The following is a 24,734-nucleotide window of genomic DNA, read 5'->3' on the forward strand; positions in this document are numbered from 1 at the left end:
TTAATAAATTATTCTTGAATAGTTGCTAGGAGGAGGAATTATTTTGGACTATTGTACTAGCTTATTAGAATAAAATAATATTGTTAGTCATAATTTGTTTCAGTTTTAACTAAAGATGATACTTTTAAAGCTTATACCTTATAGTGATGCTACAGGTGATGAAAGGTATTTTGACTCAACCTACAAATTATAGACGAATGAAATGAATCTTTTATTGCATTATTTTGTAAAAAAAATGTTTGTTTTATTCAATTAATTGCTTAAAATAATAAAAATCTTTAATATAGATATGTTTTCTGTCATAAAATAAACGATTATTTTTTTGTAAATTATTTAATTCTCTAATTAATGATTGTCTCTCAACACCAATTAATTCAGCTAAATGGGTTTTAGTGTCAATTTCATACGTGAAATTATTTTCTGTTATATGAGCATAATAGATAAGGTAATAAGCCAATTTACAAACAATTGTTTTTTTCGTGATTAATTTTATATACTTATTTAAATTCATATAACTGTTTGATATATGATATAAAAATTTTTCTAATATATTTATATCCTCTTTAAATATTTTAAGCAAAATTGGTTTTGTTATAAATAAAACTTCACAATTGCTTACTGCAATTATCTCATAAGGATATGTAGGTTCATTTGCAAATAGTAATATTTCTCCAAAGATATCATATTCATTTAAAGTGTTAATAATATTTCTTTTTCCATTTGCGTGTAATTGTTCTATTTTAATTTGACCTTTCAAGACAATACCAATAGAAGAACAACAATCATCACTAAATGCAATGACCTGTTGTTTGCTAAAGTTTCTTACTGAATAAGGATATTTTTTTTGAAGAATAATGGATAATAGGTCTTGATAGAAAAGTGCATGGAAGTTTTTTAAGTATTCTTTGTTCATTTTTTCACCTCTTTTATAAAAGTGTAACATATGTGACATTTGAAATAAAGATAAAATTGTAAAATATAGATACAATAATTAGGAGGAAATGTATTGATGAAAAAAAATATTTTTGTGTTAAGTTTTATTTTTGTTTTAGTAATCTTATCTGGTTGTGCAAAAGAATCAAATGAAAAAGTAAAAGTGTTGATTCCTGCAGGGGCACCTACGTTAGGATTTGTACAAATGATTCATGATGATAAAGAAATTTTAGATTATGATATGACTTATGAGTCAGTTAGTGGACCAGACCTATTAGTGAGTGCAATTACAAGTAAATCACATCAAATAGTCGTTGCACCAACCAATATTGGTGCAAAATTATATGGGAAAAGTCCAGATTATGTTTACGCTGGAACGTTAACTTTTGGAAACTTATATTTAGTTAGTAGTGAAGAGATGACAATAGATGATTTAGAAAATGAAACAATTTATGCATTTGGTCAAGGCGGAACACCTGAGATTTTATTAAGAAAAGTATTAGGTGATAAAAATGTGGATATTCAATTTTTAAGTAGTGTCAATGATGTGAATGGTGGATTTAATGCTGGAAACTATAAAGTCGTTTTATTAGCTGAACCTATATTATCCGTTGTAAAAGCAAAGAAAGATGTTTATACAGTACTTGATTTACAAGAGGAGTATCAAAAATTAAGTGGTTCATCTTCTTACCCACAATCAGGTGTTTTTATCAACAAGGATTTTGCTTCTAAAAATGAAAAATTTGTTGAGAAATTTTTAGAAAAGTTACAAAGTAGCGTACAATATGTTAATTCTGAAAAAGAAAGCGCAAGTGATTATTATATTGAAGAAGAATTATTACCTCAACTACCAAAACAAGTACTTATTAATTCTATCCCAGGGTCTCATATTGAATTTTTAAATAGTGATGATTCTAAACCACTACTTGAGGACTATTTCAACATGATATTAACTTTCAAGAAAGAATTGATCGGTGGAAAATTACCAAATGATGATTTTTATTTAGGATAATAAAATGAAAAAATTAAATTGGTATTATGGATTAGCAATAGTAATATTAACAGTGGTTTATGTTATTTTAAGTGAAAAAGTCGATAATGAAATGATTTTACCAAAATTAGGATTAATCTTTAACTATTTTAAAAACCTTGATTTTACAGTTTTCGTTACACATACAGGTGCTACGGTATTAAAAGTAGTTATTAGTTATCTTTTGAGTTTGACGTTAGCCTTGCTATTAGCGATTATCGCCTATTACCGAAAATTCTTTCGAATGATTAATCCCTACATAAGTATATTAAAGACATTACCCACGATATCAATTATATTAATCGCATTAATTTGGTTAGGAAATGAAAAATCAATCTATCTAATCGCTAATTTAGTAATTCTTCCCATCTTATATGAAACATTTTTTTATCATTTGAAAAATATAGATCCTAAATTAGTAGATGTGAGTAAAATATATCAATTTAATTTTAGAAAGAAACTAAGGTTTCTCTATTATTATCCTTTATTAGAAGGACTAATGGTATCGTTAAAACAAACTTTTGGATTATGTTTTAAAGTCATTGTGATGGCTGAAGTTATTGGACAATCTCAGAGTGGAATTGGTGCCCAAATTCAAAATGAAAAAGTGAATTTAGAAATGGTAGGGGTGTTTTCTTGGACCATTATATTGATAATATTTGTTTTAATGATAGATTTTGCTTTAGATTATATTGCGAAAAAAATCATAAGATGGAAGTGTTATAATGAAAATTAATATCTCAAAATCATACAAAGATATAATAATCTTCAAAAACTTTGAAATCGAATTAAAAGACAATTTAATAAATGTTATAATAGGTCCATCCGGAAGTGGTAAAACAACTTTATTACGTTGTATTGCTCGCTTATGTGAGTATGAGGGAAGGATTGAATCAAAGGTCCAATCAATTGGTTATGTGTTTCAAGAAGACAGGTTATTCCCATATCTTAAAGTAATAACAAATTTATTAATTGTTGATAAAGACATTGATAAAGTGGAAACATTATTGAAACAATTTAATGTCTATGATTTAAAAGATAAGTATCCTCATCAATTAAGTGGTGGTGAAAAGCAAAGAATTTCTATTATTAGAGCATTCTTAGGTGAGAAAGAACTCATATTGATGGATGAACCGTTTAAATCACTTGATTACCATTTGAAAATGAATTTAGTTGAGATGATATATAAGATCCAAAAATTAACGAATAAAACAATCGTTTTAGTGACACATGACTTAGATATCGCTCTTTATTTAGGAGATTATATTCATGTGCTATCTAAAAAAGTCACTCGTTTAAAAGAGACCATTTTTAACCCCTATGTACATCAAGAATTAGATTCCCAAAGTGTAGTATTACGTAATAAATTAAAACATTTGATACCATTTTCTAATAATGAACTCCAAGAATGAAAATTTAGGAGTTCTTTTTTTGTGTGCGAGCAAAAGTCACGATTTTTTAAAAAATTTATCGAAAATTGTTGAAATTTTCTTTAAATATAATATAATAAGGTAGTATAGATTAAGAAATTGTTATTTTTTTCACAAATTGTTGAGAAAATAGTTATTTTTAATCATAATCTACATATTATAAAGCGAAATTATGAAATTTTTCACAAGAAGTGATGGGATGAAAATAATAGATATTGTTCAATTAATAGAAGGAAAGTTACTTACCTTTCCTAATCAAAATATTAACGAAAAAGAATACTTAAAGGCTTTTGCTTGTGATTTAATGAGTGATTGTTTGGCCTATGTAAATGTTGACAATTGTTTGTTAATAACAGGCCTCGCAAATCAACAAGCATTAAGAACAGCTGAGATGTTAGATATTGATTGTATTATATTTGCACGAGGGAAGAAATTAAGTAAAGAGATGCTTGAATTAGCAAAAGAAAATAATATGACGTTAATTGCAACTCAATATACCTTATTTGAAGTGAGTGGTTTATTATATCAAGCAGGGATTCTTGCTTTAAAAATATAGGTGATATTATGAATATTAAGTTTGAATTTGATATTTATCATGATGATTATCAAAGAGCAGGAAGTGCTTCTAGTGAAATTAAGAAGTATTTAGCACAGATAGGACTTTCTCCTAAATTAATACGAAAAATTGTGATTAGTTCCTATGAAGCTGAAATGAATGTGGTTATTCACTCTTTTGGAGGGAAATTGAAAATAGAAATTGAGGATAATCATATTAGTTTAACATCAGTAGATACAGGTCCAGGAATTGAGAATATAGATTTAGCTTTAACAGAAGGTTATTCAACAGCTTCTCAAAAAGTGAGAGAAATGGGATTTGGGGCTGGAATGGGATTACCTAATATGAAAAAAAACAGTGATACTTTTGAGATTGAGTCAAGTCCCAAAGGATCAATTGTTAAATTATCTTGGGTGATAGTATGAAACATATTGTTGATATTCATGTTGATAGATGTATTGGATGTACTAGATGCATGAGAGCATGTCCAACAGAAGCGATACGAATTAAAAATGGAAAAGCACATCTTTTAAATGAAAGGTGCATTTTTTGTGGAAATTGTATTATAAATTGCCACAAAAGCGCTTACAAGGTATCCGGTGATAGTTTTGCGAATTTAAATAAACATAAGATAAGTATTGTAATTCTTCCAATATCAATTTTTGGTATGGTGACATCTATGGAAGAATTAGGTGGGATATATCAGATTTTATATAATTATGGATTTGATGAAGTATATGATTTATCACTTGTAACAGCACTTTTAAAAGAAAAAATTAACGAATTTCTAAAGCGAGATGATAAAACTTATATCTTGTCTCAGTGTCCATCCGTTATTAGATTAATCCAATTAAAATATCCATCGTTATTACCTAATCTATTGCCTTTTGATTTTCCATTTGAAATTGGTGCCAAATTGGTTCGGAAAATTGCGAGTGAAAAGTATCAAGTGAAAGAAGAAGATATTGGTATTAGTTATGTCAGTGAATGTTTATCTAATTTTATAGCGATTAAAGAACAATTAGGAAAAAGTCAATCAAGTATAGATAATGTTTTCTTGTTAAATGATTTATTTAGAAACAGTATTGAATCAAAAGATATGGAGATTCAAGTGGCTAAAAAAGGGGTTCAATTTGCTAAAGTAGGAACCTTTGATTGTATGACAAGTCTTCATAAAGTAATATCAGTTGATGGAATCAAACAGGTTGATGAAGTATTGGAAAAAGTCTATTTAAATAAACTAACGAATATTAAGTTGATTGAGGCTTATTCTTGTATTGGAGGCTGTGTTGGTGGTAACTTCACTTTAGAAAATACTTATGTCTCTAAATGGAAAATTAATCAATTTTGTGACAAGATTGATGATGGTTCAAGTGATAAATTGGTAAAGAGATATCGAGGATTATTAAAAGATCAAGAATGGTTTTTCGAAAATGCATTAAAACCTCAAGCACCATATAAATTAAGTGATGATTTAAATCAATCAATAATAAAAATGAATAAAATTAATGAAATATTAAAACAGTTACCAAATATTGATTGTTGCGCATGTGGTTCTCCATCTTGTCGTGCTTTGGCAGAAGATGTGGTGAATCAAGTGAAAACAATTAATGATTGTTGCATGTTAAAAAAGGAGGAATAATATGAAGGTTCTTCATTTACTTCAAGATAAGTCATTTCAACTTGTTACAGGAAAAGATTTGGATAACGAAATTAATGGGATTTATAGTGGAGATTTACTAAGTTGGGTGATGAGTCATGCAAAAGCACAAGATGCTTGGTGTACTGTATTGACACATGTTAATATTGTTGCTATCGCCTCATTAGTCCAATTATCATGCATTATCATTTGTGAAAATGCACAAATCGACGTGGATACAATTGAAAAAGCAAAACAAGAAAATATTATAATAATTAAAACAAAGTTAAATAGTGTTGAAGTGATGAAAAAGTTGATGACAACTCATGCATAATTGTTATTATGATTTACATATTCACTCAGCGCTATCTCCTTGTTCAAGCAATGATATGACATTAAATAATATTATTAATATGTCCTATTTAAAAGGTTTAGACATAATTGCGATCACTGACCATAATAGTGCTAAGAATATTGAAGTAGCAATTAATATTTCACAAAATAAAGATTTGATTATCATTCCTGGGATTGAAGTAGAAACTTATGAAGGGATTCATATGGTATGTTATTTCAAAACATTAGAAGATATAAAACTGTTTGATGAACTTCTCTATCAAAATATCCCAGAAATTCCTAACAAGGAAGACTTATGGGGACAACAACTTATTTTAGATATAAATGATAATACGATTGATAAAGAAGCTAAAATGCTCATTAATTCAACAAGACTTAAATTAAATGAATTAATTGATTTGGTACGATCATTTAATGGTCTTATTTTCACAGCTCATATTAATCGATATTCAAATAGTATATTAACTGTTTTAGGTTTTATTCCTGAAAATATTGATATAGATGGTATTGAAATTAACGCAAATGATAGTATAGATAATTTCAAAAATAAAGACCTCTTTAGTAAGTTTCGAGTGATTCAAAACTCTGATGCGCATTATTTAGGTGATATTTCTGAAAAAACAAATAGCATAAATTTACGAGAAAAGTCTATTGATGCTTTTTTCGATTATTTTCGAGGTGAAAAATGAGAGATATCTCGATGCATGTTTTAGATATTGTGATGAATTCCATTCATGCAAAAGCGTCGTTAATTGAGATAACAATTACAGAAAAAAAAGAAACACTAACATTAGTAATTAAAGACAATGGTTCTGGTATGACAAAAGGAATGTTAGAAAATGTTAAAGACCCGTTTTGTACGACTAGAAAAACAAGACATGTTGGGTTAGGGATTCCCTTATTATATCAAAATGTTAAAAATACAGGTGGTGTATTTAATATAACATCAAATATAAACGAGGGGACAATTATTGAAGCTATTTTTAATAAAAATCATATTGATTGTATACCACTAGGTAATATGAACGAAACGATTTTATCTTTAATAGCACTTGAACCCGATATTGATTTTATTTATACTCGTATAAAAAATCAGAATCAATATGTACTTAATACACAAGAGATTAAAGGTGTATTGAGAGGGGTTTCTATTAATGAACCCGAAGTAATTAATTGGTTAAAAGAGGACTTATTACAACAATAATAAGAACTTTTTAATAAGAACAACTCAAGGGAGGTTAAAATGTCTATGTTAGAATTAACTCAAGAAAAGTATGCAAAACTTAAAAAATTCATTGATGAAAATCAAAATGAGACAAGTGGATTAATGCCTATTTTACATGAAGCACAAGATATCTTTGGTTGTATTCCATTAGAGGTTCAAAAATTTATTTCCAAAGAAACAAACATTTCTGTGGCTGAAATATATGGGGTTGTCACATTTTATTCCCGTTTCTCAACAGAGCCTGTTGGAGATCATGTCATCAGTGTATGTTTAGGAACTGCATGTTATGTGAAAGGTGCACAAAATATTTTAGATGAATTGGTAAAAAAATTATCAATTCAACCAGAAAGTACGACAAAAGATGGAAGATATACTTTAACTGCAACACGTTGTGTAGGGGCTTGTGGATTAGCACCAGTTATGATGATTGATGATGAAGTGTATGGTCGAGTAACTCCAGACAATATTCCAGAAATCTTATCGAAATATGATGAGAAGGAGGGTAAATAATGAAAAAATCAATTGCTGATTTAGCTAGAATTCGTCAAGAAGCATTAAAGAATATTCAGTTAAGAGATCAAAATGAAGCAAGTTGCCGAATTGTTGTTGGAATGGGAACTTGTGGAATTTCAGCAGGTGCTAGACCTTGTTTAACAGCTATAGTAGATGAGGTACATAAAAGAGGTTTAACAAATGTTCAAATCGTTCAAACAGGATGTGTTGGAATGTGCCGTTTAGAACCTATGTTTGATGTTTATTTAGGAAATGAAAAAGTAACCTATGTAGATATGACACCAGAAAAATCAAGACAAGTTGTTGTTGAACATGTTGTGAATAAGAGAGTTATTCATGAATATACAATTGGTGCAGTTGAAAATAAGTAAGGAGGGATAATTATGCAATTTTATCGTGCACATGTGCTGATTTGTGGAGGTACAGGATGTACATCTAGTAAATCAGTTGAAATAAAAGCTGAAATGGAGAAAGAGCTAAAAGCATTAGGGATTGACAACGAAGTTCAAGTCGTTATGACAGGTTGTTTCGGTCTATGTGAAGCAGGACCTATAATGATTGTCTATCCTGAAGGAACATTTTACTCACATATTAAAATATCAGATGTGAAGAGAATAGCTTCCGAACATTTATTAAAAGGTCGAGTTGTTAAAGATTTATTATATTATGAAGCAATACAACAAGATAAAATAAAATCTGTTAATGATGTAGATTTTTATGCAAAACAAAAACGTATTGCACTTGCAAATTGTGGTTTAATTGACCCAGAAAATATTGATGAATACATCGCTTTAGATGGATATCAAGCCTTAGTTAAAGTATTAACACAAATGAAGCCTGAAGATGTTATAGAAGAAGTCAAAATATCAGGACTTCGTGGAAGAGGTGGGGCTGGTTTCCCTACTGGATTAAAATGGCAATTTGCAGCTAATTATGAAGATGATATGAAATACGTTTGCTGTAATGCTGATGAAGGTGACCCTGGAGCATTTATGGACCGTTCTATTTTAGAAGGAACACCTCATTCATTGTTAGAAGCAATGACAATTGCAGGATATGCAACAAACGCTAAAAAAGGTTATATTTATGTAAGAGCTGAATATCCTATTGCGGTAAAAAGATTAGAAATTGCGATTAAACAAGCAAAAGAATATGGCTTATTAGGTGAAAGTATATTTGATACTAATTTTAGTTTTGATATAGAAATAAGATTAGGTGCAGGAGCATTTGTTTGTGGTGAAGAGACAGCACTTATTGAATCTATTGAAGGTAAAAGAGGAATGCCAAGAACAAAACCTCCTTTCCCAGCTGAAAAAGGGATTTGGGGAAAACCAACATTGATTAATAATGTTGAAACATTTGCGAATATTCCTGCAATTATTTTAAAAGGCGGGGAATGGTTCTCAAAAATTGGTACAGAGGATTCAAAAGGAACAAAAGTATTTGCCTTAGGAGGAAAAATTACTAATACAGGACTAGTTGAAATCCCAATGGGAACAACACTCCGTGAAGTAATTTACGATATCGGAGGCGGATGTCCTAATGGTAAGAAATTTAAAGCAGTTCAAACCGGTGGACCTTCAGGTGGTTGTTTAACAAGCGAACATCTTGATACGCCAATTGGCTATGATAATTTAGTTAAACTAGGTTCTATGATGGGATCAGGTGGTATGATTGTCATGGATGAAGATAATTGTATGGTTGATATAGCCCGATACTTCTTAGATTTTACTTGTGATGAATCATGTGGTAAATGTACCCCATGTAGAGAAGGGACAAAACGTCTGAAAGAATTATTAGATAAAATTTGTACAGGTAAGGGATCATTAGAAGATTTAGATCGCTTAGAAGCATTGGCTTATTATATTCAAGATAATTCATTATGTAATTTAGGTCAATCAGCTCCAAACCCTGTCATTTCAACTTTAGTACATTTCCGTGATGAGTACTTAGCACATGTTATCGATAAAAAATGTCCTACTGGTGTATGTAAAGATTTACTTCACTATACGATTACTGATAAATGTATAGGATGCGGAAGTTGTTCAAAAGTATGTCCTCAAGGGTGCATTGAACCTGTTGGAAAAGTAATAAATGAAAAAACAAATAGACGAGCTTATGTAATAGATAGTTCAAAATGCATTAAATGTGGTGCTTGTATGGACGCATGTCCACCTAAAGTTAGTGCAATTATAAGACAATAGGGAGGTTACAAATGAAGGTTAAAATCAAAATTGACGGGATAAATTATGAAGTACCTAGCCATTATACCGTTTTAGATGCTTGTAAAGAAGCTAATTTACAAATACCTACATTATGTTTTTTGAAAGATTTAAATGAAACTGGCGCTTGTAGAATGTGTGTTGTGGAAGTAGATGGTGCTAGAAGTTTACAAGCTTCATGCGTGTTAAAAGTTCGAGATGGAATGAATATTAAAACAAATACTAAAAGAGTTCAAAAATCTCGCGTACAAACTTTAGAATTGTTACTAGCTAATCATAATAAAGATTGTTTGAAATGTAACCGAAATGGAAAGTGTGAATTACAAGATTTAGCAGAGCGTTTCCATATTAAAGATATTTATTTTGATTCATTTGAAAAAAGAACACCACACTTTGATGATTCTTCTGTTTCTATTGTTCGAGATCAATCTAAATGTATATTATGTGGACGCTGTATTGCAGCTTGTCAAAAAACGGCAGGTATGTCTGTTTTAACTTATATTAATCGTGGATTTGAGGCAGTTGTTGGAACTGGATTTAATTATGAATTAGAAGATGCAGGATGTATTTACTGTGGTCAATGTATAAATGTTTGTCCAGTAGGTGCTCTAAAAGAAAAAACACATATTGAGCGAGTTTGGGATGCGATTAATAATCCAGCAAAACACGTGGTTGTTCAAACTGCACCAGCAGTTCGTGCTGCAATTGGAGAAGAATTTGGTTTTGAAATTGGAACACGCTGTACTGGAAAGATGGTTTCTGCAATAAGAAGATTAGGTGTTGATAAAGTCTTTGATACTAACTTTGCCGCTGATTTAACTATTATGGAAGAAGGAACTGAATTATTAGATCGTATTCAAAACGGAGGCGTTCTACCAATGTTAACTTCATGTTCACCTGGTTGGATTCGTTTAGTTGAACAATATTATCCAGAATTCATTCCAAACTTATCAACATGTAAATCACCTCAACAAATGTTTGGGGCAATTATTAAATCATATTATGCTGAAAAAATGAACTTAGATCCTGCAGATATTTTTGTAGTATCAGCAATGCCATGTTCAGCGAAAAAATATGAAATGAATCGTGAAGAAATGCAAAGAAATGGTATTAAAGATGTTGATGCTATCTTGACGACAAGAGAATTAGGAAACATGATAAGAGAAGTTGGTATTGATTTCAAAGCATTACCTGATGAAGATTTTGATCATCCGTTAGGTGAATATACCGGTGCTGGTGTTATTTTCGGTGCTACTGGTGGTGTTATGGAAGCTGCTTTAAGAACTGTTGCGGATATTTTAGAAAAGAAAGATTTAGATGAAATTGAATATAAAGCTGTTCGTGGCGTTGAAGGAATTAAAGAAGCAGTAGTAGAAATTGCTGGTAAAACAATTAAGGTTGCTGTAGCACATGGTGGAGAAAATGCCAAAAAGATTATGGATTTAATTAAGAGTGGTAAAAAAGAATATCACTTTGTTGAAGTAATGGGATGTAATGGTGGATGTGTAAATGGTGGTGGACAGCCATATGTTGATGCAAATGTACGTAATACTGGTATTGATGTAAGAAAATTACGTGCACAAGTATTATATGAAGAAGATGAGTCAAAAGCAGTACGTAAAAGTCATCTAAATAAAGAAATTCAAACATTATATAAAGAATATTTAGAAAAACCAAATAGTCATAAGTCTCATGAATTACTCCATACACATTATAAAAAACATGATTTATTCCCAAAAAGATAATGATTAAAATGGGGTGAGGGAAACCTTACCCTTTTTTAACGCATTACTATATACTAAAATTTATATGATAAAATCTCATAATTTACTTTAACTAGTATAAAATAAATATATGAATATACCTAATTTTAATGATATTAGTATTATTTATAAACATAATTAGGTTAGGAAAATTTAAAACAATTCCAAGTACTAAATAATCTTATAATTATATTATGAAAAATGAATATGTCTTATTGTAAGTTATTGTCATTTGATGTATAATAAACTTTGGTAAAAATTATAATTTACAAGGAGGAAGCTAAATGACTAAAAAATTCCAATCTATGGATGGAAACCAAGCGGCAGCTTATGCAGCTTATGCGTTTACGGAAGTAGCAGGTATATACCCAATTACACCTTCATCTCCAATGGCAGAATATGTAGACTTATGGGCTTCTCAAGGTAAGAAAAATATATTTGGTATACCCGTAAAAGTCGTTGAAATGCAATCAGAAGCAGGTGCAGCTGGTACAGTTCACGGGTCATTGCAAGCAGGAGCATTAACAACTACATTTACAGCATCACAAGGACTTTTATTAAAAGTCCCAAATATGTATAAAATTGCAGGGGAATTATTACCTGGTGTTATTCATGTTGCAGCTAGAAGTCTTGCAACTCAAGCTTTATCAATTTATGGTGACCATCAAGATGTTATGGCAGCTCGTCAAACAGGATTTGCTTTCTTAGCAACATCATCTGTTCAACAAGTTATGGACTTAGCTGGAGTTGCTCATTTATCAGCTATTAAATCAAAAATTCCATTCTTACATTTCTTTGATGGATTCCGTACTTCACATGAAATTCAAAAAGTTGAAGTAATGGATTACAGTGTATATGATCGTTTAATTGATCGAGAAGCTGTACAAGCTTTCAGAGATAATGCATTAAATTCAAGCCATCCTGTAACACGTGGTTCTGCACAAAATGATGATGTTTACTTCCAAGGTCGTGAAGTTCAAAACAAATATTATGATGCAGTTCCAGATATCGTAGCAGAATATATGAAAGAAATATCTCAAGCTTGCGGTCGTGAGTATAAACCATTTGTATATTATGGTGCAAAAGATGCGACAAATATCATTGTTGCAATGGGTTCTGTCAATGAAACTATTGAAGAAACGGTTGATTATTTAAATGCGAAAGATGAAAAAGTAGGTTTAATTCGTGTTCATTTATATCGCCCATTCTCTACTAAATATTTCTTTGAAGTATTACCAAAAACAGTTCAAAATATCGCTGTTTTAGATAGAACAAAAGAACCTGGTTCAACAGGAGAACCATTATATCTAGATGTTAAATCTATCTTCTATGGAAGAGAAAATGCCCCTCGTATTATTGGTGGACGTTATGGTTTATCTTCTAAAGATACAACACCAGCACAAATTGTTGCTGTGTATAATCACTTAGCACAAAATGGGCATGATAACTTCACAGTCGGTATTAATGATGATGTGACTCATTTATCATTACCATTAGATAACACAATTAGTGTTGCAGATAAAGCTACAACTGAAGCTTTATTCTTCGGATTAGGATCTGATGGTACTGTTGGTGCTAATAAAAATACAATTAAAATTATTGGTGACAACACAGACCATTATGCACAAGCTTATTTTGCGTATGATTCTAAAAAATCTGGTGGTGTAACACGTTCTCATTTACGTTTTGGTAAAAACCCTATTCGTTCAACTTATTTAGTAACAAAACCTTCTTTTGTTTCTTGTTCATTAGATTCATATTTAGATAAATATGATATGTTATCTGGTCTTAAACAAAAAGGTACATTCTTACTAAATACGATTTATAGTACTGAACAAATTGTTGAGAGAATGCCAAATAATGTTAAGCGTATGTTAGCTGAAAAAGAAGCTAAATTCTATATTATAGATGCAATTACTTTAGCTCGTGAAATTGGTTTAGGAAATCGTACAAATACAATTTTACAATCTGCTTTCTTTAAATTAAATGAACAAATCTTACCATTCGCTAAAGCAGAAGAGTTAATGAAAAAATATGTTGAAAAAGCTTATTCACGTAAAGGTGAAGCAATTGTAAAAATGAACTGGCGTGCAGTTGAATTAGGATATGAAGGATTAACTGAAGTAAAAGTAGATCCAGCATGGAAAGATTTAAAAGACGAAGAAAAAGTTATCGAAAAAGATCGTCCTGATTTTGTTAAAGATATTGCTGACCCTATCAATCATATACATGGTAATGATTTACCTGTTTCAGCATTCTTAAACTATGATGATGGAACAATGGAAAATGGTTCTACTCAATATGAAAAACGTGCTGTAGCTAATTTTGTACCTAGATGGATTGAAGAAAATTGTATTCAATGTAACCAATGTTCATTTGTTTGTCCACATGCAGTCATTCGTCCATTCTTAATGACAGAAGAGGAAATGAATGATGCGCCTGAGGGATTAATTACTTTAAAACCAGTTGGAAAAGGATTAGATGGATTACGATATCGTATCCAAGTATCTGTGCTTGACTGTACTGGATGTGAAGTATGTGTTAATGCTTGTCCAGGTAAAAAAGGCGTTAAAGCACTTGAAATGGTACCAATTGGTGAAGAAATCGAAAGAAATGAAGCAGAAAATACTGATTATTTATTCAACAACGTAACTTATAAAGATAACTTGATGTCTAAAAGTAATGTAAAAGGTTCACAATTTGCACAACCATTATTTGAATTCCATGGTGCATGTGCGGGTTGTGGTGAAACTGCATACATTAAATTAGTAACACAATTATTTGGAGACAGAATGATGATCGCTAATGCGACTGGATGTTCATCAATCTATGGTGGAACATATACTGCTACTCCTTATACAAAAAATGCTGATGGACGCGGTCCTGCTTGGTCAAATTCATTATTTGAAGATAACGCTGAGTATGGTTTTGGTATGAGAATCGCATCTGAAACAATTCGTGATCGTATTCAAAATATTATGGCATTAAATATTGACAAAGTAGAAGACAACCTAAAAGCATTATTTACAAAATGGATGGAAAATAGAAGTTCAGGTGTTGTTACGCATGAGATTGAAAAAGATTTAATCAAAGCTATCGAAGCAAGTAACAATGAAGAGGTTAAAGCCATCTTAGATTTAAAAGATAATATTGTAAAACAATCTCAATGGATCTTTGGTGGAGATGGATGGGCTTATGACATCGGTTATGGTGGATTAGACCATGTTATCGCTAATAATGAAGATGTTAACATTTTAGTTGTCGATACTGAAGTATATTCAAATACTGGTGGACAATCTTCAAAATCTTCTCAAACAGGTTCAATTGCGAAATTTACAGCTGCAGGAAAACCTGGTAAGAAGAAAGATCTTGCTGCAATAGCAATGAGTTATGGTCATGTTTATGTCGCTACAATTTCTTCAGGATATTCAAAAGCACAAATGATAAAAGCAATCGCTGAAGCAGAGGCTTATCCTGGTCCATCACTAATTATTGCTTATGCACCATGTATTGCTCATGGTATTAAAGGTGGATTATCTAATTCTCAATTCCAATCAGCTCTAGCAACTGAATGTGGATATTGGCCAACATTTAGATTTAATCCAGTATTAGCTAATGATGGAAAAAATCCATTTGCTATAGATTGTAAAGAACCTAATTGGGATAAATATCATCAATTCTTAATGAATGAAGCACGATATGCTCAATTAAACCAAATTAATCCAGAATTAGCACAAGATTTACTTGCTGCTAACATAAAAGAAGCTAAACGTCGTTATGCAATGTACAGACGATATGAAGCAATGGATTATTCAGTTGAAGAATAATAAAAAATATATAGTGGGTTGTAACTAAAGTTAACGAGTTATTACCTCATAAAAACAAGAGTTTTCCAAAAAGGATAACTCTTGTTTTTTTTATTATAATTTAATTGAAAAACAATGAAAAATACTTGTATTCTAACTCTCCTATTTGATGTATTTTATTGCTTTATCCCACTATTATTTAATAAAGAATAAATTTTATTGAAATTTTGTCGAATAATATAATTATTTGTATAAATACGATGTATTTTATATTTTTTTAGATTAGTAAAATAAACTAAATTAATTTAAATGAATAATTCGATAATTTCCTACAGTTTTTGCACTATGGTTTAGTTATTATTTAACTAACTTTATATATTGAATAAGACACAGCCTATTTATATTAGTCATTATAAAACTACTTCTTTTTGTGGTTTTATTTTTATTTTATAGGAGGGTAGAATTACATGCTTAAATTTACGATTAGAAGATTCCTATCAGTTATAATTACATTACTTGTAATATCATTTCTAACATTTGTCTTAATGCATCTTGCCCCAGGTAATCCTTTTTTAAGTGAAAAAGGACTTGATCCAGATGTTTTAGAAGCATTAAATAAACGTTATGGTTTAGATGATCATCTTATAGTACAATATTTTAATTATTTAAAAGGTTTAGTTCAATGGGATTTTGGAGTCTCTTTTAAGCTAAAAGGTATGACGGTAGAACGTATGATAAAAGATGGTTTTAAGCCAACTGCTTTAGTTGGATTCTACGGTTGTATATTAATCGTGCTGTTAGGTATACCATTAGGGATAATATCAGCATTAAAACACAATAAATTTATTGACAGATTTTCGATGTTTATTTCTGTTATTGGTGTTACAATACCAGGGTTTGTATTTGCGACATTATATCTATATGTTTTTAGTGCTAAGTTAGGATGGGCACCTCCTTTTGGTGTAGGTACATTCAAGCACTATATTGGTCCAGCTTTATGTATATCATTCTTTTCTCTAGCATTTGTTACTAGACTCACAAGAACTAGTATGTTAGAAGTGTTACAGCAAGATTACATAAGAACAGCTAGAGCAAAAGGGCTTAGTAATTTTAAAGTTCTGTACAAACATGCTTTAAGAAATGCTGTTATTCCGGTGGTAACTTATATAGGACCGATGATTGCAGCTATTTTAACAGGATCGTTTGTAATAGAAAAAGTATTTGCGATTCCTGGAATTGGTAGTTATTATACTGAAAGTGTTAGTAACAGGGATTATACATTAATCATGGGAATGACTATGTTTTATGCAGTATTTTTAGTAATCGCAGTTTTTATAGTAGATATATTATATGCTGTTATTGACCCAAGAATCAAATATGAAAAGTAGGTGAGGAAATGGATCACGAGAGAATAGAAGATATTAATTTTCAAGATAAATGGGCAAAACTAGACAAAGATATTATCAAGTCAGAAGAAATAAAACGACCAAGTTTAACCTATTGGAGAGATGCTTTCAGAAGATTAAAACAAAATAAATTGTCAATGATATCATTAATTTTCTTAATAATATTAATAATTGTGGTAATCGTTTTACCTATGAGATGGAAGTATACTTATGAGGAACAACATTTGGACTATAAAATGATTAAGCCTTATATTGATGTTTATGATATTGGTGATGGTGATTATGTACATGTTACAAATGACCATAAAGTAATTTCAGTTTCAAAAGATGGTAAATTGCTTGGAGCACCAGATCTTATTAGGAATAATATGATGGGCAGAGAAGCAATCTATGAAGATATAAATGGTAAATCAATTGTAGTTGATTATGGAGTCCTTATTAGAGCAAAGAAAGCTTTAAGAATTGAAGCAAGGAATGATCCTACAATTGATTACGAAGCAGAAGAGAAAAAATTAGAAGAAACGATAAATCCTGTTAGATTACTTGTTAATGATGTCGAAATGAAAGATTATAAAACTGTAAAAAATACTTCTTACTTACTTGGAACCGATTCTTTAGGACGAGATTTATTTATTCGTACAATATATGGAGGAAGAATTTCACTACTAATCGCATTTTTTGCCGCAACCATTAATTTCGTAATTGGTGTGACTTATGGTGGTATATCAGGATTTTTTGGTGGAAAAGTTGATAATGTGATGATGAGAATTGTTGATACGATTAGTACAATACCATTAATCTTATATGTTATTGTCTTAATGGTTGTTTTAACACCAAGTTTATCAACAATTATCATTGCTTTGAGTTTGACCTATTGGGTTGGAATGGCCAGAATTGTTAGAGGGCAGGTTCTTAGTTTAAAAGAACAAGAATTTGTTCTTGCTGCCAAGACAATTGGGGCAAAAACACCTAGAGTTTTATTTAGACATATCATCCCAAATACAATGGGACCAATTATGGTGGCACTAACGATGCAAATTCCAGCAGCTATTTTTACTGAAGCATTTTTAAGTTTTATTGGGTTAGGAGTTCCTGAACCAATTCCTTCATGGGGAACTTTAGCTAATAATGCTTTAAGAGGATTTACTATCTATCCATACCTTCTACTATGGCCAGCTCTATTGTTAAGTGTGACATTATTAGCATTTAATCTTCTAGGTGATGGATTAAGAGATGCTCTAGATCCAAGACTTAGAAAATAGAGGAGGAGATAAGATGAAGAAAACGATATTGAAAGTAGAAAATTTAAAAACTTCTTTTTATACACACTTAGGAGAAGTTCAAGCGATAAGAGGCATCTCTTTCTCATTAGATGAAGGAGAAATATTAGGAATAGTAGGTGAATCTGGTTCTGGTAAAAGCGTAACGGCTTTATCAATAATGAAATTAGTACAATATCCAGGAAAAGTAAAAGAAGGAAATATCTATTTTAACATTGGACATTTTAATGAAAATGAATTAGAGGATTTAACAGGTCTTAGTGATTCAGCTATGCGACATATAAGAGGAAATGATATATCAATGATATTTCAAGACCCCATGACTTCATTAAATCCTGTGTATACAATTGGAAATCAAATAATTGAAGTATTAAAAATACATACTGATTTATCGCATAAAAAAGCAAAAAAACGAGCTGTAGGATTACTTAAGATGGTTGGGATTCCATCACCTGTTCAAAGATTAAAGAATTACCCCCATGAGTTTTCAGGTGGGATGAGACAGAGGGTAATGATTGCTATGGCTTTAGCTTGTGAACCAAAATTATTGATAGCTGATGAACCAACTACAGCTTTAGACGTTACCATACAAGCTCAGATTTTACGTATTATTAAAAAATTAAATAAAGAAAAAACACTAAATAAAGAAAATGCAGTTATCCTTATAACCCATGATTTGGGGGTGGTTGCTGAAACATGTGATAAAGTTATTGTTATGTATGGTGGATTAATAATGGAAAAAGGGACGGTTCAGCATATATTTACCAACCCATCCCATCCGTATACGATTGGTTTAATGAGATCACTTCCTAAGATAGATAGCTCAACAAAGCAAAAATTAAAACCAATTAAAGGAACACCACCAGATTTATTATATCCTCCTAAAGGTTGTCCATTTGCAGCAAGATGTGAAAGTGCAATGAATATTTGTGCAAATGAAGCACCAGAGATGTATGAAATAGAAGAAGGACATAGTGCTTTCTGTTGGCTTCATCATCCTGATTGTCATAATCATATGGAAGAGGTGTAATGAATGGAGAATATTGATAATAATAATATACTAGAAGTCAAAAATTTAAAGAAATATTTTGTCAAGAATAAGGGGTTGTTTGGACAAAGAAAACAATATGTTCAAGCAGTCGATGATATTAGTTTCTATATAAAAAAAGGTGAAACATTTGGGCTAGTTGGTGAATCAGGATGTGGAAAAACAACCGTCGGTCGGTCACTAATTAAACTTTATGAATCAACTGGTGGTGAAGTTTATTATAAAGGGGAACGAATATCAGTTGGTAAGTTAGATATCTTTAAAATGAAAAAAGAAAAATGGAATAAGTGTAAAGAATATAAAATTAAAAAAGTCAAAATTAAAAAGAAGTTTGTATTAGATATACAAAAAATAAAAGGTATAAATCAAGATAAAATTGAAATCAAAAAGAAAATTAAATTAGCTAAGCAAGATTATAAAGTTGAAGTTAAATTACTTAAAGAAGATAAAACTAAAAAATTAAACATAATCAGAGAGAAAATTAAAGAAGCTAAACAAGATAATAAAGTAAAACCACAATTACGTAAATCAATGCAAATGATTTTTCAGGATCCTTATGCTTCTTTGAATTCAAGAATGACAGTTGCTGATATTATAAGTGAACCCATGAAAATTCATCAATTAATGCCATATCATATGCAAAAGCAAAAAATATATGAATTGTTAAATATGGTTGGTTTAAGTAAAGAACATGCTAGTCGTTATCCTCATGAATTCTCAGGAGGACAAAGACAAAGAATTGGAATTGCAAGGTCTCTTGCAGTTAATCCAGAATTTATTATTTGTGATGAGCCGATTTCAGCATTAGATGTTTCAATTCAAGCACAAATTATTAATTTACTTGAAGAATTACAAGAAAAATTAGGTTTAACCTATATGTTTGTCGCTCATGATTTGTCTATGGTAAAGCATATTTCAAATAGAATTGCCGTAATGTATTTAGGAAAGATAGTAGAAGTGACTACAAGCAACGAATTGTTTAAAAATCCATTGCATCCTTATACAAAAGCATTACTATCAGCGGTTCCGATTCCAAACGTAAATAACGATTTAAAGAGTGAGAAAATTGAACTTGAGGGAGATATCCCAAGTCCAATAAATCCTCCTTCTGGTTGTCGTTTTAGAACTAGATGTGAATTTGCTTCTGAACGCTGTAAGAAAGAAGAACCTGTTTTACAACAAATAGATGATGGGCATATTGTCGCTTGTCATTTAGTTGATTAAGCCCCCACTTACCTAAGTGGTAATTTAAATAAAAAAGAATAGGAGAGTGTTAAGATGAAAAAAATCTTATTTCTTGCATTACTGATTGTTGGGTTAACATTAGTAACTGGTTGTAAAGAAAAAGAAACGACAACAACCGAATCTGAAACAACAACAACTGAACAAACAACAACAACTACAGAAGAAACAACAACAACAACTACAGAAGCTATAGGTGACCCAAATAAGCAATATTTGGCTTATAACCTAGGAACAGATTCAGAAACTTGGGACCCTGGATTTAATTCCGCAAGTGATGGTGGACATATTGTAAATCATCTGTTTGAAGGTTTGTATAGAGCAACACCAACTGGTCAAGAACTAGCAGGAGCGGAATCAGTAACGATTAGTCCTGATAATCTTACCTATACTTATACATTACATGATGATCACTATTGGTCAAATGGTGAGCCAGTTACAGCTCATGATTATGTGTATGGTTGGTTAAGAGTAATAGACCATGATAATCCTTCAGATTATGCATATATTATGTATCCATTCATAGTAGGGGGAACAGAATATTTTGAAGGAACTGGAAGTGCTGAAGATGTTGGTATCAAAGCAATCGATGATACTACTCTACAAATTACGTTAGCTCAACCGATACCATTCTTTGAAGAATTATTATCATTCTATACATATATGCCAATTTATGACACTGGCTCAGAATTAGAAGATGGTTGGGAAAAAGATGGTTCAGCGATTTCTAATGGTCCATTCAAAATGGTTGAATATGTGATTGGTTCTCATGTATTAGTAGAGAAGAATGAACATTATTGGAACAAAGATAATATTAATATTGATGGAATTAAATTCTTAATCATTGATGATGCAACAACTGCATTAAATGCTTATGATGCTGGTGAAGTTCAAGTATTAGATGCAGTACCTATGGACAGAATTGCTGATTTATTAGAAAATGATTTAAACTATGAAATACAACCAGACATCGCAACTTATTTTTATGTAATTAATATGGATGATTTATATATTGGTACGCCTGCTGGAGAGAATGGGCATAAAATTCGTCTAGCTTTATCAAAGGCGATTGACCGTCAATCAATTGTTGAAAACGTAACAAGAGGTGGTCAAATACCAGCTGTTTCATTCGTTCCACCAACCTTAAGTTATTCTGATGGTAGCCCATGTGGAGAAGATATTTATGGAATCGAAGCAACTGCTACACAAGCATTAATTGATGAAGCTAATCAATTACTAGATGAGGCTGGCTATGATACTCCTGAAAAAAGAGCTATATTGGGTTCACGCATTACTTTAGGATTTAACCAAACAGCAACTGATGGCCATAGAGATGTTGCTTCTGCTGTCCAACAAATGTGGAAAGAAAATCTTGGAATTGAAGTTAAGTTAGAACAACAAGAGTGGGCTGTATTCCAAGAATCAAGAAGATTAGGTCAATTTCAAATGGCTAGACATGGTTGGGGAGGAGATTATCCAGATCCTAATACAATGTTAGACCTATTCACTTCATATTCAGGAACTAATGACGCACAATGGCGTCATGAAAATGGTAGTGCTTGGGATTTTGATACTGTATTAAACCCTGGTCAAGAAGCATATGATATTGCCATTCAAAATGCGATGAATTCTACAGGTGCACAACGTGATGAATATCTAAGAGAAGCTGAAAGAATCTTATTAGTAGATGAAACAGCAATTATTCCAGTTTATCACTACACTAGAGAATTATACATTAATGCTGACGTAGTTTCAGGTGTTGAAAGAACACTTATGGGTACTTGGTACTTTGGTAATGCAGAATTTTTAGACTAACAAATTTAAAAGTTCCTAGGAGCAATCTTAGGAACTTTTTTTATGGTTTGGAATGACTATCTCTAATTAGTTTTGATGTTTTTTGTATTAAAATAAATTAAGAATTATTTATTCATCAATAGGATTGATATTTAATAAAAGTATATTAGTTGTATTTTCATTTAGAATATGAAAAAATATAAATGTCTTTAATTTCGTTAATTTAAAATATTAACGCTTTTTTTGATTAAAATAATAATAATTAAAAAAATTATAATTTATTATTATATTATTGGAAATAAGTCACAATTTTTTGTATAATTAATATTAGTGAAATTTATGTAGTAGGAGGAAAAAATGAAACCTGTATTAAATATAAAAAATCTACATGTTAACGTTGAGGATAAAGAAATATTAAAGGGTGTTGATTTAAAAATGCAAGGTGGAGAAATCCACGTAATTATGGGTCCTAATGGAACGGGAAAATCAACCTTATCTTCTGCGATTATGGGGAACCCAAAGTATCATGTAACTGAAGGAGAAATTAGTTTAAATAATGAAAATGTAGTGGATATGCCAGTTGATGAACGAGCACGAAAAGGCTTGTTTTTAGCGATGCAATATCCATCAGAAGTCCCTGGTGTGACAAACTCTGATTTTATTAGAACAGCAATGCAATCAAAAACGGGAAAATCTATTCCATTATATAAATTTATTATGGATTATGATAAGGCAATTGAAAAACTTCAAATGCGTAGTGATTTACCACATCGTTATTTAAATGATGGTTTTTCCGGTGGAGAAAAGAAACGTAATGAAATCCTACAAATGTTAATGCTTAAGCCAAACTTTGCCATATTAGATGAAATAGATTCTGGTCTAGATGTAGATGCCTTAAGAATTGTTGGTGAAGCAGTTAATTCAATGCGTAGTGATTCATTTGGCTGTTTATTAATAACGCATTATCAAAGAATTCTTGATTACATTAAACCAGATATTATCCATGTTATGATGAAAGGTAAAATCGTTAAAACTGGTGGATTAGAGTTAATGGAAAGAATTGATAAAGAGGGTTATGACTGGATTAAAGAAGAACTTGGAATTGTTGATGAAAAAGTCATCCCTGAAGAAACGAATCAAAGACCAGTAATGATTGGGGAATGCGCAACTAAAAAATCATTGGATTTATAAACATCATAACAGATTGGAGGTATAATTATGTCAGAAGAAGTAATGCGTGAAGATTTAAAAATGCATTTCGATTATGATGATGATCAAATTATTGAGTTAAGACATAAAATAATTGAAGATATTGCTCATAAAAGTTACCCTAAAATAGGGAAAATAAAACTTGAAAATTTTCATTTTGATCAATTAAATGTTAAGTATATTAAAGAAGAAAAAGTTTCGGTATTACCAGATGAAATTAAACTTAAAATAGATGAAGAAGAAAATACCTTAGTTTTAAAAGACGGAAACATAATTTTTTCTAATTTAGATGATGAGTTTAAAAAAGTTAAAATTGTTAGTTATTATGATGCAGTTAACAATAATGATGAGGAAGCTTTAAGGATATTTAAGGAAAATTTTATTAAAGTAGATGATGATAAATTAAAGAGACTTAATAGTGCTTACCAAAATAGTGCTTTACTTATTCATATTCCTAAAAATGTTGTGGTAAATGAAGCACTTAAATTACACATTATTGGACAATATAGTGATTTAGTACATCATACAACCATAATAAGTGAAGCAAGTAGTGAATTTACTATTGTAGAAAAAATACATAATTTTAATTCAATTAAGGTAAATTATGTTAGTGAAGTTAGAGTTGATGAAAATGCTAAGTTAAATTATATCGGAATCGACCGATTAACAGAAGATACAGTTGCTTTTATTGATAGAAGTGGACTTGTAAAAGATGATGGGTCTTTAATTTATGCGTTGGGTCAATTAAATGATGGAAATACTGTATCAAATAATGTAATTAAATTAATTGGAAAAAATGCTTATTGTGAATCACGTAATGTATTATTTACTGATAAAGAAAGTATTCATGCAATTACCGTTAATGTTGAACACTTATCTCCATATAGTGTTGGGACAATTACTAATCATGGAATTGTAAAAGATAACGGTGTTTTACATGTTGATGGAATTGGAAAAATCCATCAAGGAATGAATAATTCTAATTCTCAACAGCAGACAAGTATTATTACTTTATCTGATAGCGCCAAAGTAAATGCAAATCCTTATTTATTGATTGATGAATATGATGTGCAAGCAGGACATGGTGCTGGGATTGGTAAAGTAGATGAGGAACAATTATATTACTTAATGAGTCGAGGGTTATCAAAGAAAGAAGCTGAAAAACTTATTATATTAGGTTTCTTATACCCAATCATTGAAATGATTTCATCAGATAAAATTAAAACAAATTTTATTCAAACAATAGAAAAAAAACTATCAATATAAATTGAAAGTGACTGATAT

At 30.5% G+C, this 24,734-nt stretch carries 22 protein-coding genes; 21 read left to right on the plus strand and 1 reads right to left on the minus strand.

The features are described 5' to 3' along the window. Positions 1-244: 244 nt before the first annotated feature. A complete protein-coding gene (locus KHQ81_03140) occupies positions 245-913 on the minus strand; it encodes a Crp/Fnr family transcriptional regulator (GenBank protein QVK18721.1) in 669 nt (222 codons plus the stop codon). A 96-nt stretch (positions 914-1,009) separates the two neighbouring features. Between KHQ81_03140 and KHQ81_03145 the strand changes: the two genes are divergently transcribed. The 21 genes from KHQ81_03145 (at position 1,010) to KHQ81_03245 (ending at position 24,716) form a co-directional block, all read left to right on the plus strand. Further along, complete coding sequence (locus tag KHQ81_03145) at positions 1,010-1,945, plus strand: ABC transporter substrate-binding protein (protein QVK18722.1); 936 nt, start codon at positions 1,010-1,012, stop codon at positions 1,943-1,945. 4 nt (positions 1,946-1,949) lie between these two features. Continuing rightward, positions 1,950-2,699, plus strand: a complete 750-nt coding sequence (locus tag KHQ81_03150; protein QVK18723.1) for an ABC transporter permease subunit — start codon at positions 1,950-1,952, stop codon at positions 2,697-2,699. After that, on the plus strand, positions 2,689-3,375 hold the full coding sequence (locus KHQ81_03155; protein ID QVK18724.1) for an ABC transporter ATP-binding protein: 687 nt from the start codon (positions 2,689-2,691) through the stop codon (positions 3,373-3,375). The genes KHQ81_03150 and KHQ81_03155 overlap by 11 nt, the downstream gene beginning before the upstream one ends. Before the next feature lie 217 nt (positions 3,376-3,592). Continuing rightward, complete coding sequence (locus tag KHQ81_03160) at positions 3,593-3,949, plus strand: transcriptional regulator (GenBank protein ID QVK18725.1); 357 nt, start codon at positions 3,593-3,595, stop codon at positions 3,947-3,949. Between the two features lie 8 nt (positions 3,950-3,957). Continuing rightward, complete coding sequence (locus KHQ81_03165) at positions 3,958-4,374, plus strand: ATP-binding protein (GenBank protein ID QVK18726.1); 417 nt, start codon at positions 3,958-3,960, stop codon at positions 4,372-4,374. Continuing rightward, positions 4,371-5,591, plus strand: a complete 1,221-nt coding sequence (locus KHQ81_03170) for a 4Fe-4S dicluster domain-containing protein (protein ID QVK18727.1) — start codon at positions 4,371-4,373, stop codon at positions 5,589-5,591. The genes KHQ81_03165 and KHQ81_03170 overlap by 4 nt, the downstream gene beginning before the upstream one ends. Position 5,592: 1 nt before the next feature. Beyond that, the gene (locus tag KHQ81_03175) at positions 5,593-5,922 is read left to right on the plus strand and encodes an AraC family transcriptional regulator (protein ID QVK18728.1); all 330 of its coding nucleotides are present in this window, start codon (positions 5,593-5,595) and stop codon (positions 5,920-5,922) included. Beyond that, complete coding sequence (locus KHQ81_03180; protein ID QVK18729.1) at positions 5,915-6,631, plus strand: PHP domain-containing protein; 717 nt, start codon at positions 5,915-5,917, stop codon at positions 6,629-6,631. The genes KHQ81_03175 and KHQ81_03180 overlap by 8 nt, the downstream gene beginning before the upstream one ends. Further along, the gene (locus KHQ81_03185) at positions 6,628-7,146 is read left to right on the plus strand and encodes a sensor histidine kinase (protein ID QVK18730.1); all 519 of its coding nucleotides are present in this window, start codon (positions 6,628-6,630) and stop codon (positions 7,144-7,146) included. The genes KHQ81_03180 and KHQ81_03185 overlap by 4 nt, the downstream gene beginning before the upstream one ends. A gap of 39 nt (positions 7,147-7,185) precedes the next feature. Then, positions 7,186-7,677, plus strand: coding sequence for an NADH-quinone oxidoreductase subunit NuoE (gene nuoE / locus KHQ81_03190; GenBank protein QVK18731.1), 492 nt, complete (start codon positions 7,186-7,188; stop codon positions 7,675-7,677). Beyond that, entirely contained in the window at positions 7,677-8,051 is a 375-nt protein-coding gene (locus KHQ81_03195; GenBank protein QVK18732.1) for a (2Fe-2S) ferredoxin domain-containing protein, read from the plus strand. The genes nuoE and KHQ81_03195 overlap by 1 nt, the downstream gene beginning before the upstream one ends. Positions 8,052-8,063: 12 nt before the next feature. Next, positions 8,064-9,884, plus strand: coding sequence for an NADH-quinone oxidoreductase subunit NuoF (gene nuoF / locus KHQ81_03200; GenBank protein QVK18733.1), 1,821 nt, complete (start codon positions 8,064-8,066; stop codon positions 9,882-9,884). An 11-nt stretch (positions 9,885-9,895) separates the two neighbouring features. Further along, positions 9,896-11,647 (plus strand): [FeFe] hydrogenase, group A, encoded by a 1,752-nt coding sequence (locus KHQ81_03205; GenBank protein QVK18734.1) that lies wholly within the window; start codon positions 9,896-9,898, stop codon positions 11,645-11,647. Positions 11,648-11,949: 302 nt separating this feature from the next. Beyond that, a complete protein-coding gene (nifJ, locus tag KHQ81_03210; protein ID QVK18735.1) occupies positions 11,950-15,492 on the plus strand; it encodes a pyruvate:ferredoxin (flavodoxin) oxidoreductase in 3,543 nt (1,180 codons plus the stop codon). A 446-nt stretch (positions 15,493-15,938) separates the two neighbouring features. Continuing rightward, the gene (locus KHQ81_03215) at positions 15,939-16,859 is read left to right on the plus strand and encodes an ABC transporter permease (protein ID QVK18736.1); all 921 of its coding nucleotides are present in this window, start codon (positions 15,939-15,941) and stop codon (positions 16,857-16,859) included. Positions 16,860-16,867: 8 nt separating this feature from the next. Then, positions 16,868-18,139: an ABC transporter permease gene (locus tag KHQ81_03220; protein QVK18737.1), complete on the plus strand. Its 1,272-nt coding sequence runs from the start codon at positions 16,868-16,870 to the stop codon at positions 18,137-18,139. A gap of 13 nt (positions 18,140-18,152) precedes the next feature. Further along, positions 18,153-19,187, plus strand: coding sequence for an ABC transporter ATP-binding protein (locus tag KHQ81_03225; GenBank protein QVK18738.1), 1,035 nt, complete (start codon positions 18,153-18,155; stop codon positions 19,185-19,187). A gap of 3 nt (positions 19,188-19,190) precedes the next feature. Further along, positions 19,191-20,429 (plus strand): ATP-binding cassette domain-containing protein, encoded by a 1,239-nt coding sequence (locus tag KHQ81_03230; GenBank protein ID QVK18739.1) that lies wholly within the window; start codon positions 19,191-19,193, stop codon positions 20,427-20,429. A 54-nt stretch (positions 20,430-20,483) separates the two neighbouring features. Continuing rightward, the gene (locus KHQ81_03235) at positions 20,484-22,262 is read left to right on the plus strand and encodes a peptide ABC transporter substrate-binding protein (GenBank protein QVK18740.1); all 1,779 of its coding nucleotides are present in this window, start codon (positions 20,484-20,486) and stop codon (positions 22,260-22,262) included. A gap of 336 nt (positions 22,263-22,598) precedes the next feature. Beyond that, positions 22,599-23,432, plus strand: coding sequence for a Fe-S cluster assembly ATPase SufC (sufC, locus tag KHQ81_03240; GenBank protein QVK18741.1), 834 nt, complete (start codon positions 22,599-22,601; stop codon positions 23,430-23,432). Positions 23,433-23,459: 27 nt separating this feature from the next. Beyond that, complete coding sequence (locus KHQ81_03245) at positions 23,460-24,716, plus strand: SufD family Fe-S cluster assembly protein (GenBank protein ID QVK18742.1); 1,257 nt, start codon at positions 23,460-23,462, stop codon at positions 24,714-24,716. Positions 24,717-24,734 lie beyond the last annotated feature (18 nt).

It is taken from the genome of Mycoplasmatota bacterium, assembly GCA_018394295.1.
Lineage (GTDB): Bacteria > Bacillota_I > Bacilli_A > Haloplasmatales > Haloplasmataceae > JAENYC01.

Bases quoted from the DNA above. Each gene is read 5' to 3' on its own strand.
- sufC (QVK18741.1), top strand. From the start codon at position 22,599: ATGAAACCTGTATTAAATATAAAAAATCTACATGTTAACGTTGAGGAT.
- KHQ81_03225 (QVK18738.1), top strand. From the start codon at position 18,153: ATGAAGAAAACGATATTGAAAGTAGAAAATTTAAAAACTTCTTTTTAT.
- KHQ81_03205 (QVK18734.1), top strand. From the start codon at position 9,896: ATGAAGGTTAAAATCAAAATTGACGGGATAAATTATGAAGTACCTAGC.
- nifJ (QVK18735.1), top strand. From the start codon at position 11,950: ATGACTAAAAAATTCCAATCTATGGATGGAAACCAAGCGGCAGCTTAT.
- KHQ81_03155 (QVK18724.1), top strand. From the start codon at position 2,689: ATGAAAATTAATATCTCAAAATCATACAAAGATATAATAATCTTCAAA.
- KHQ81_03230 (QVK18739.1), top strand. From the start codon at position 19,191: ATGGAGAATATTGATAATAATAATATACTAGAAGTCAAAAATTTAAAG.
- KHQ81_03245 (QVK18742.1), top strand. From the start codon at position 23,460: ATGTCAGAAGAAGTAATGCGTGAAGATTTAAAAATGCATTTCGATTAT.
- KHQ81_03165 (QVK18726.1), top strand. From the start codon at position 3,958: ATGAATATTAAGTTTGAATTTGATATTTATCATGATGATTATCAAAGA.
- KHQ81_03180 (QVK18729.1), top strand. From the start codon at position 5,915: ATGCATAATTGTTATTATGATTTACATATTCACTCAGCGCTATCTCCT.
- KHQ81_03150 (QVK18723.1), top strand. From the start codon at position 1,950: ATGAAAAAATTAAATTGGTATTATGGATTAGCAATAGTAATATTAACA.
- KHQ81_03140 (QVK18721.1), bottom strand. From the start codon at position 913: ATGAACAAAGAATACTTAAAAAACTTCCATGCACTTTTCTATCAAGAC.
- KHQ81_03185 (QVK18730.1), top strand. From the start codon at position 6,628: ATGAGAGATATCTCGATGCATGTTTTAGATATTGTGATGAATTCCATT.
- KHQ81_03220 (QVK18737.1), top strand. From the start codon at position 16,868: ATGGATCACGAGAGAATAGAAGATATTAATTTTCAAGATAAATGGGCA.
- nuoF (QVK18733.1), top strand. From the start codon at position 8,064: ATGCAATTTTATCGTGCACATGTGCTGATTTGTGGAGGTACAGGATGT.
- KHQ81_03195 (QVK18732.1), top strand. From the start codon at position 7,677: ATGAAAAAATCAATTGCTGATTTAGCTAGAATTCGTCAAGAAGCATTA.
- KHQ81_03175 (QVK18728.1), top strand. From the start codon at position 5,593: ATGAAGGTTCTTCATTTACTTCAAGATAAGTCATTTCAACTTGTTACA.
- KHQ81_03160 (QVK18725.1), top strand. From the start codon at position 3,593: ATGAAAATAATAGATATTGTTCAATTAATAGAAGGAAAGTTACTTACC.
- KHQ81_03170 (QVK18727.1), top strand. From the start codon at position 4,371: ATGAAACATATTGTTGATATTCATGTTGATAGATGTATTGGATGTACT.
- KHQ81_03235 (QVK18740.1), top strand. From the start codon at position 20,484: ATGAAAAAAATCTTATTTCTTGCATTACTGATTGTTGGGTTAACATTA.
- nuoE (QVK18731.1), top strand. From the start codon at position 7,186: ATGTCTATGTTAGAATTAACTCAAGAAAAGTATGCAAAACTTAAAAAA.
- KHQ81_03215 (QVK18736.1), top strand. From the start codon at position 15,939: ATGCTTAAATTTACGATTAGAAGATTCCTATCAGTTATAATTACATTA.
- KHQ81_03145 (QVK18722.1), top strand. From the start codon at position 1,010: ATGAAAAAAAATATTTTTGTGTTAAGTTTTATTTTTGTTTTAGTAATC.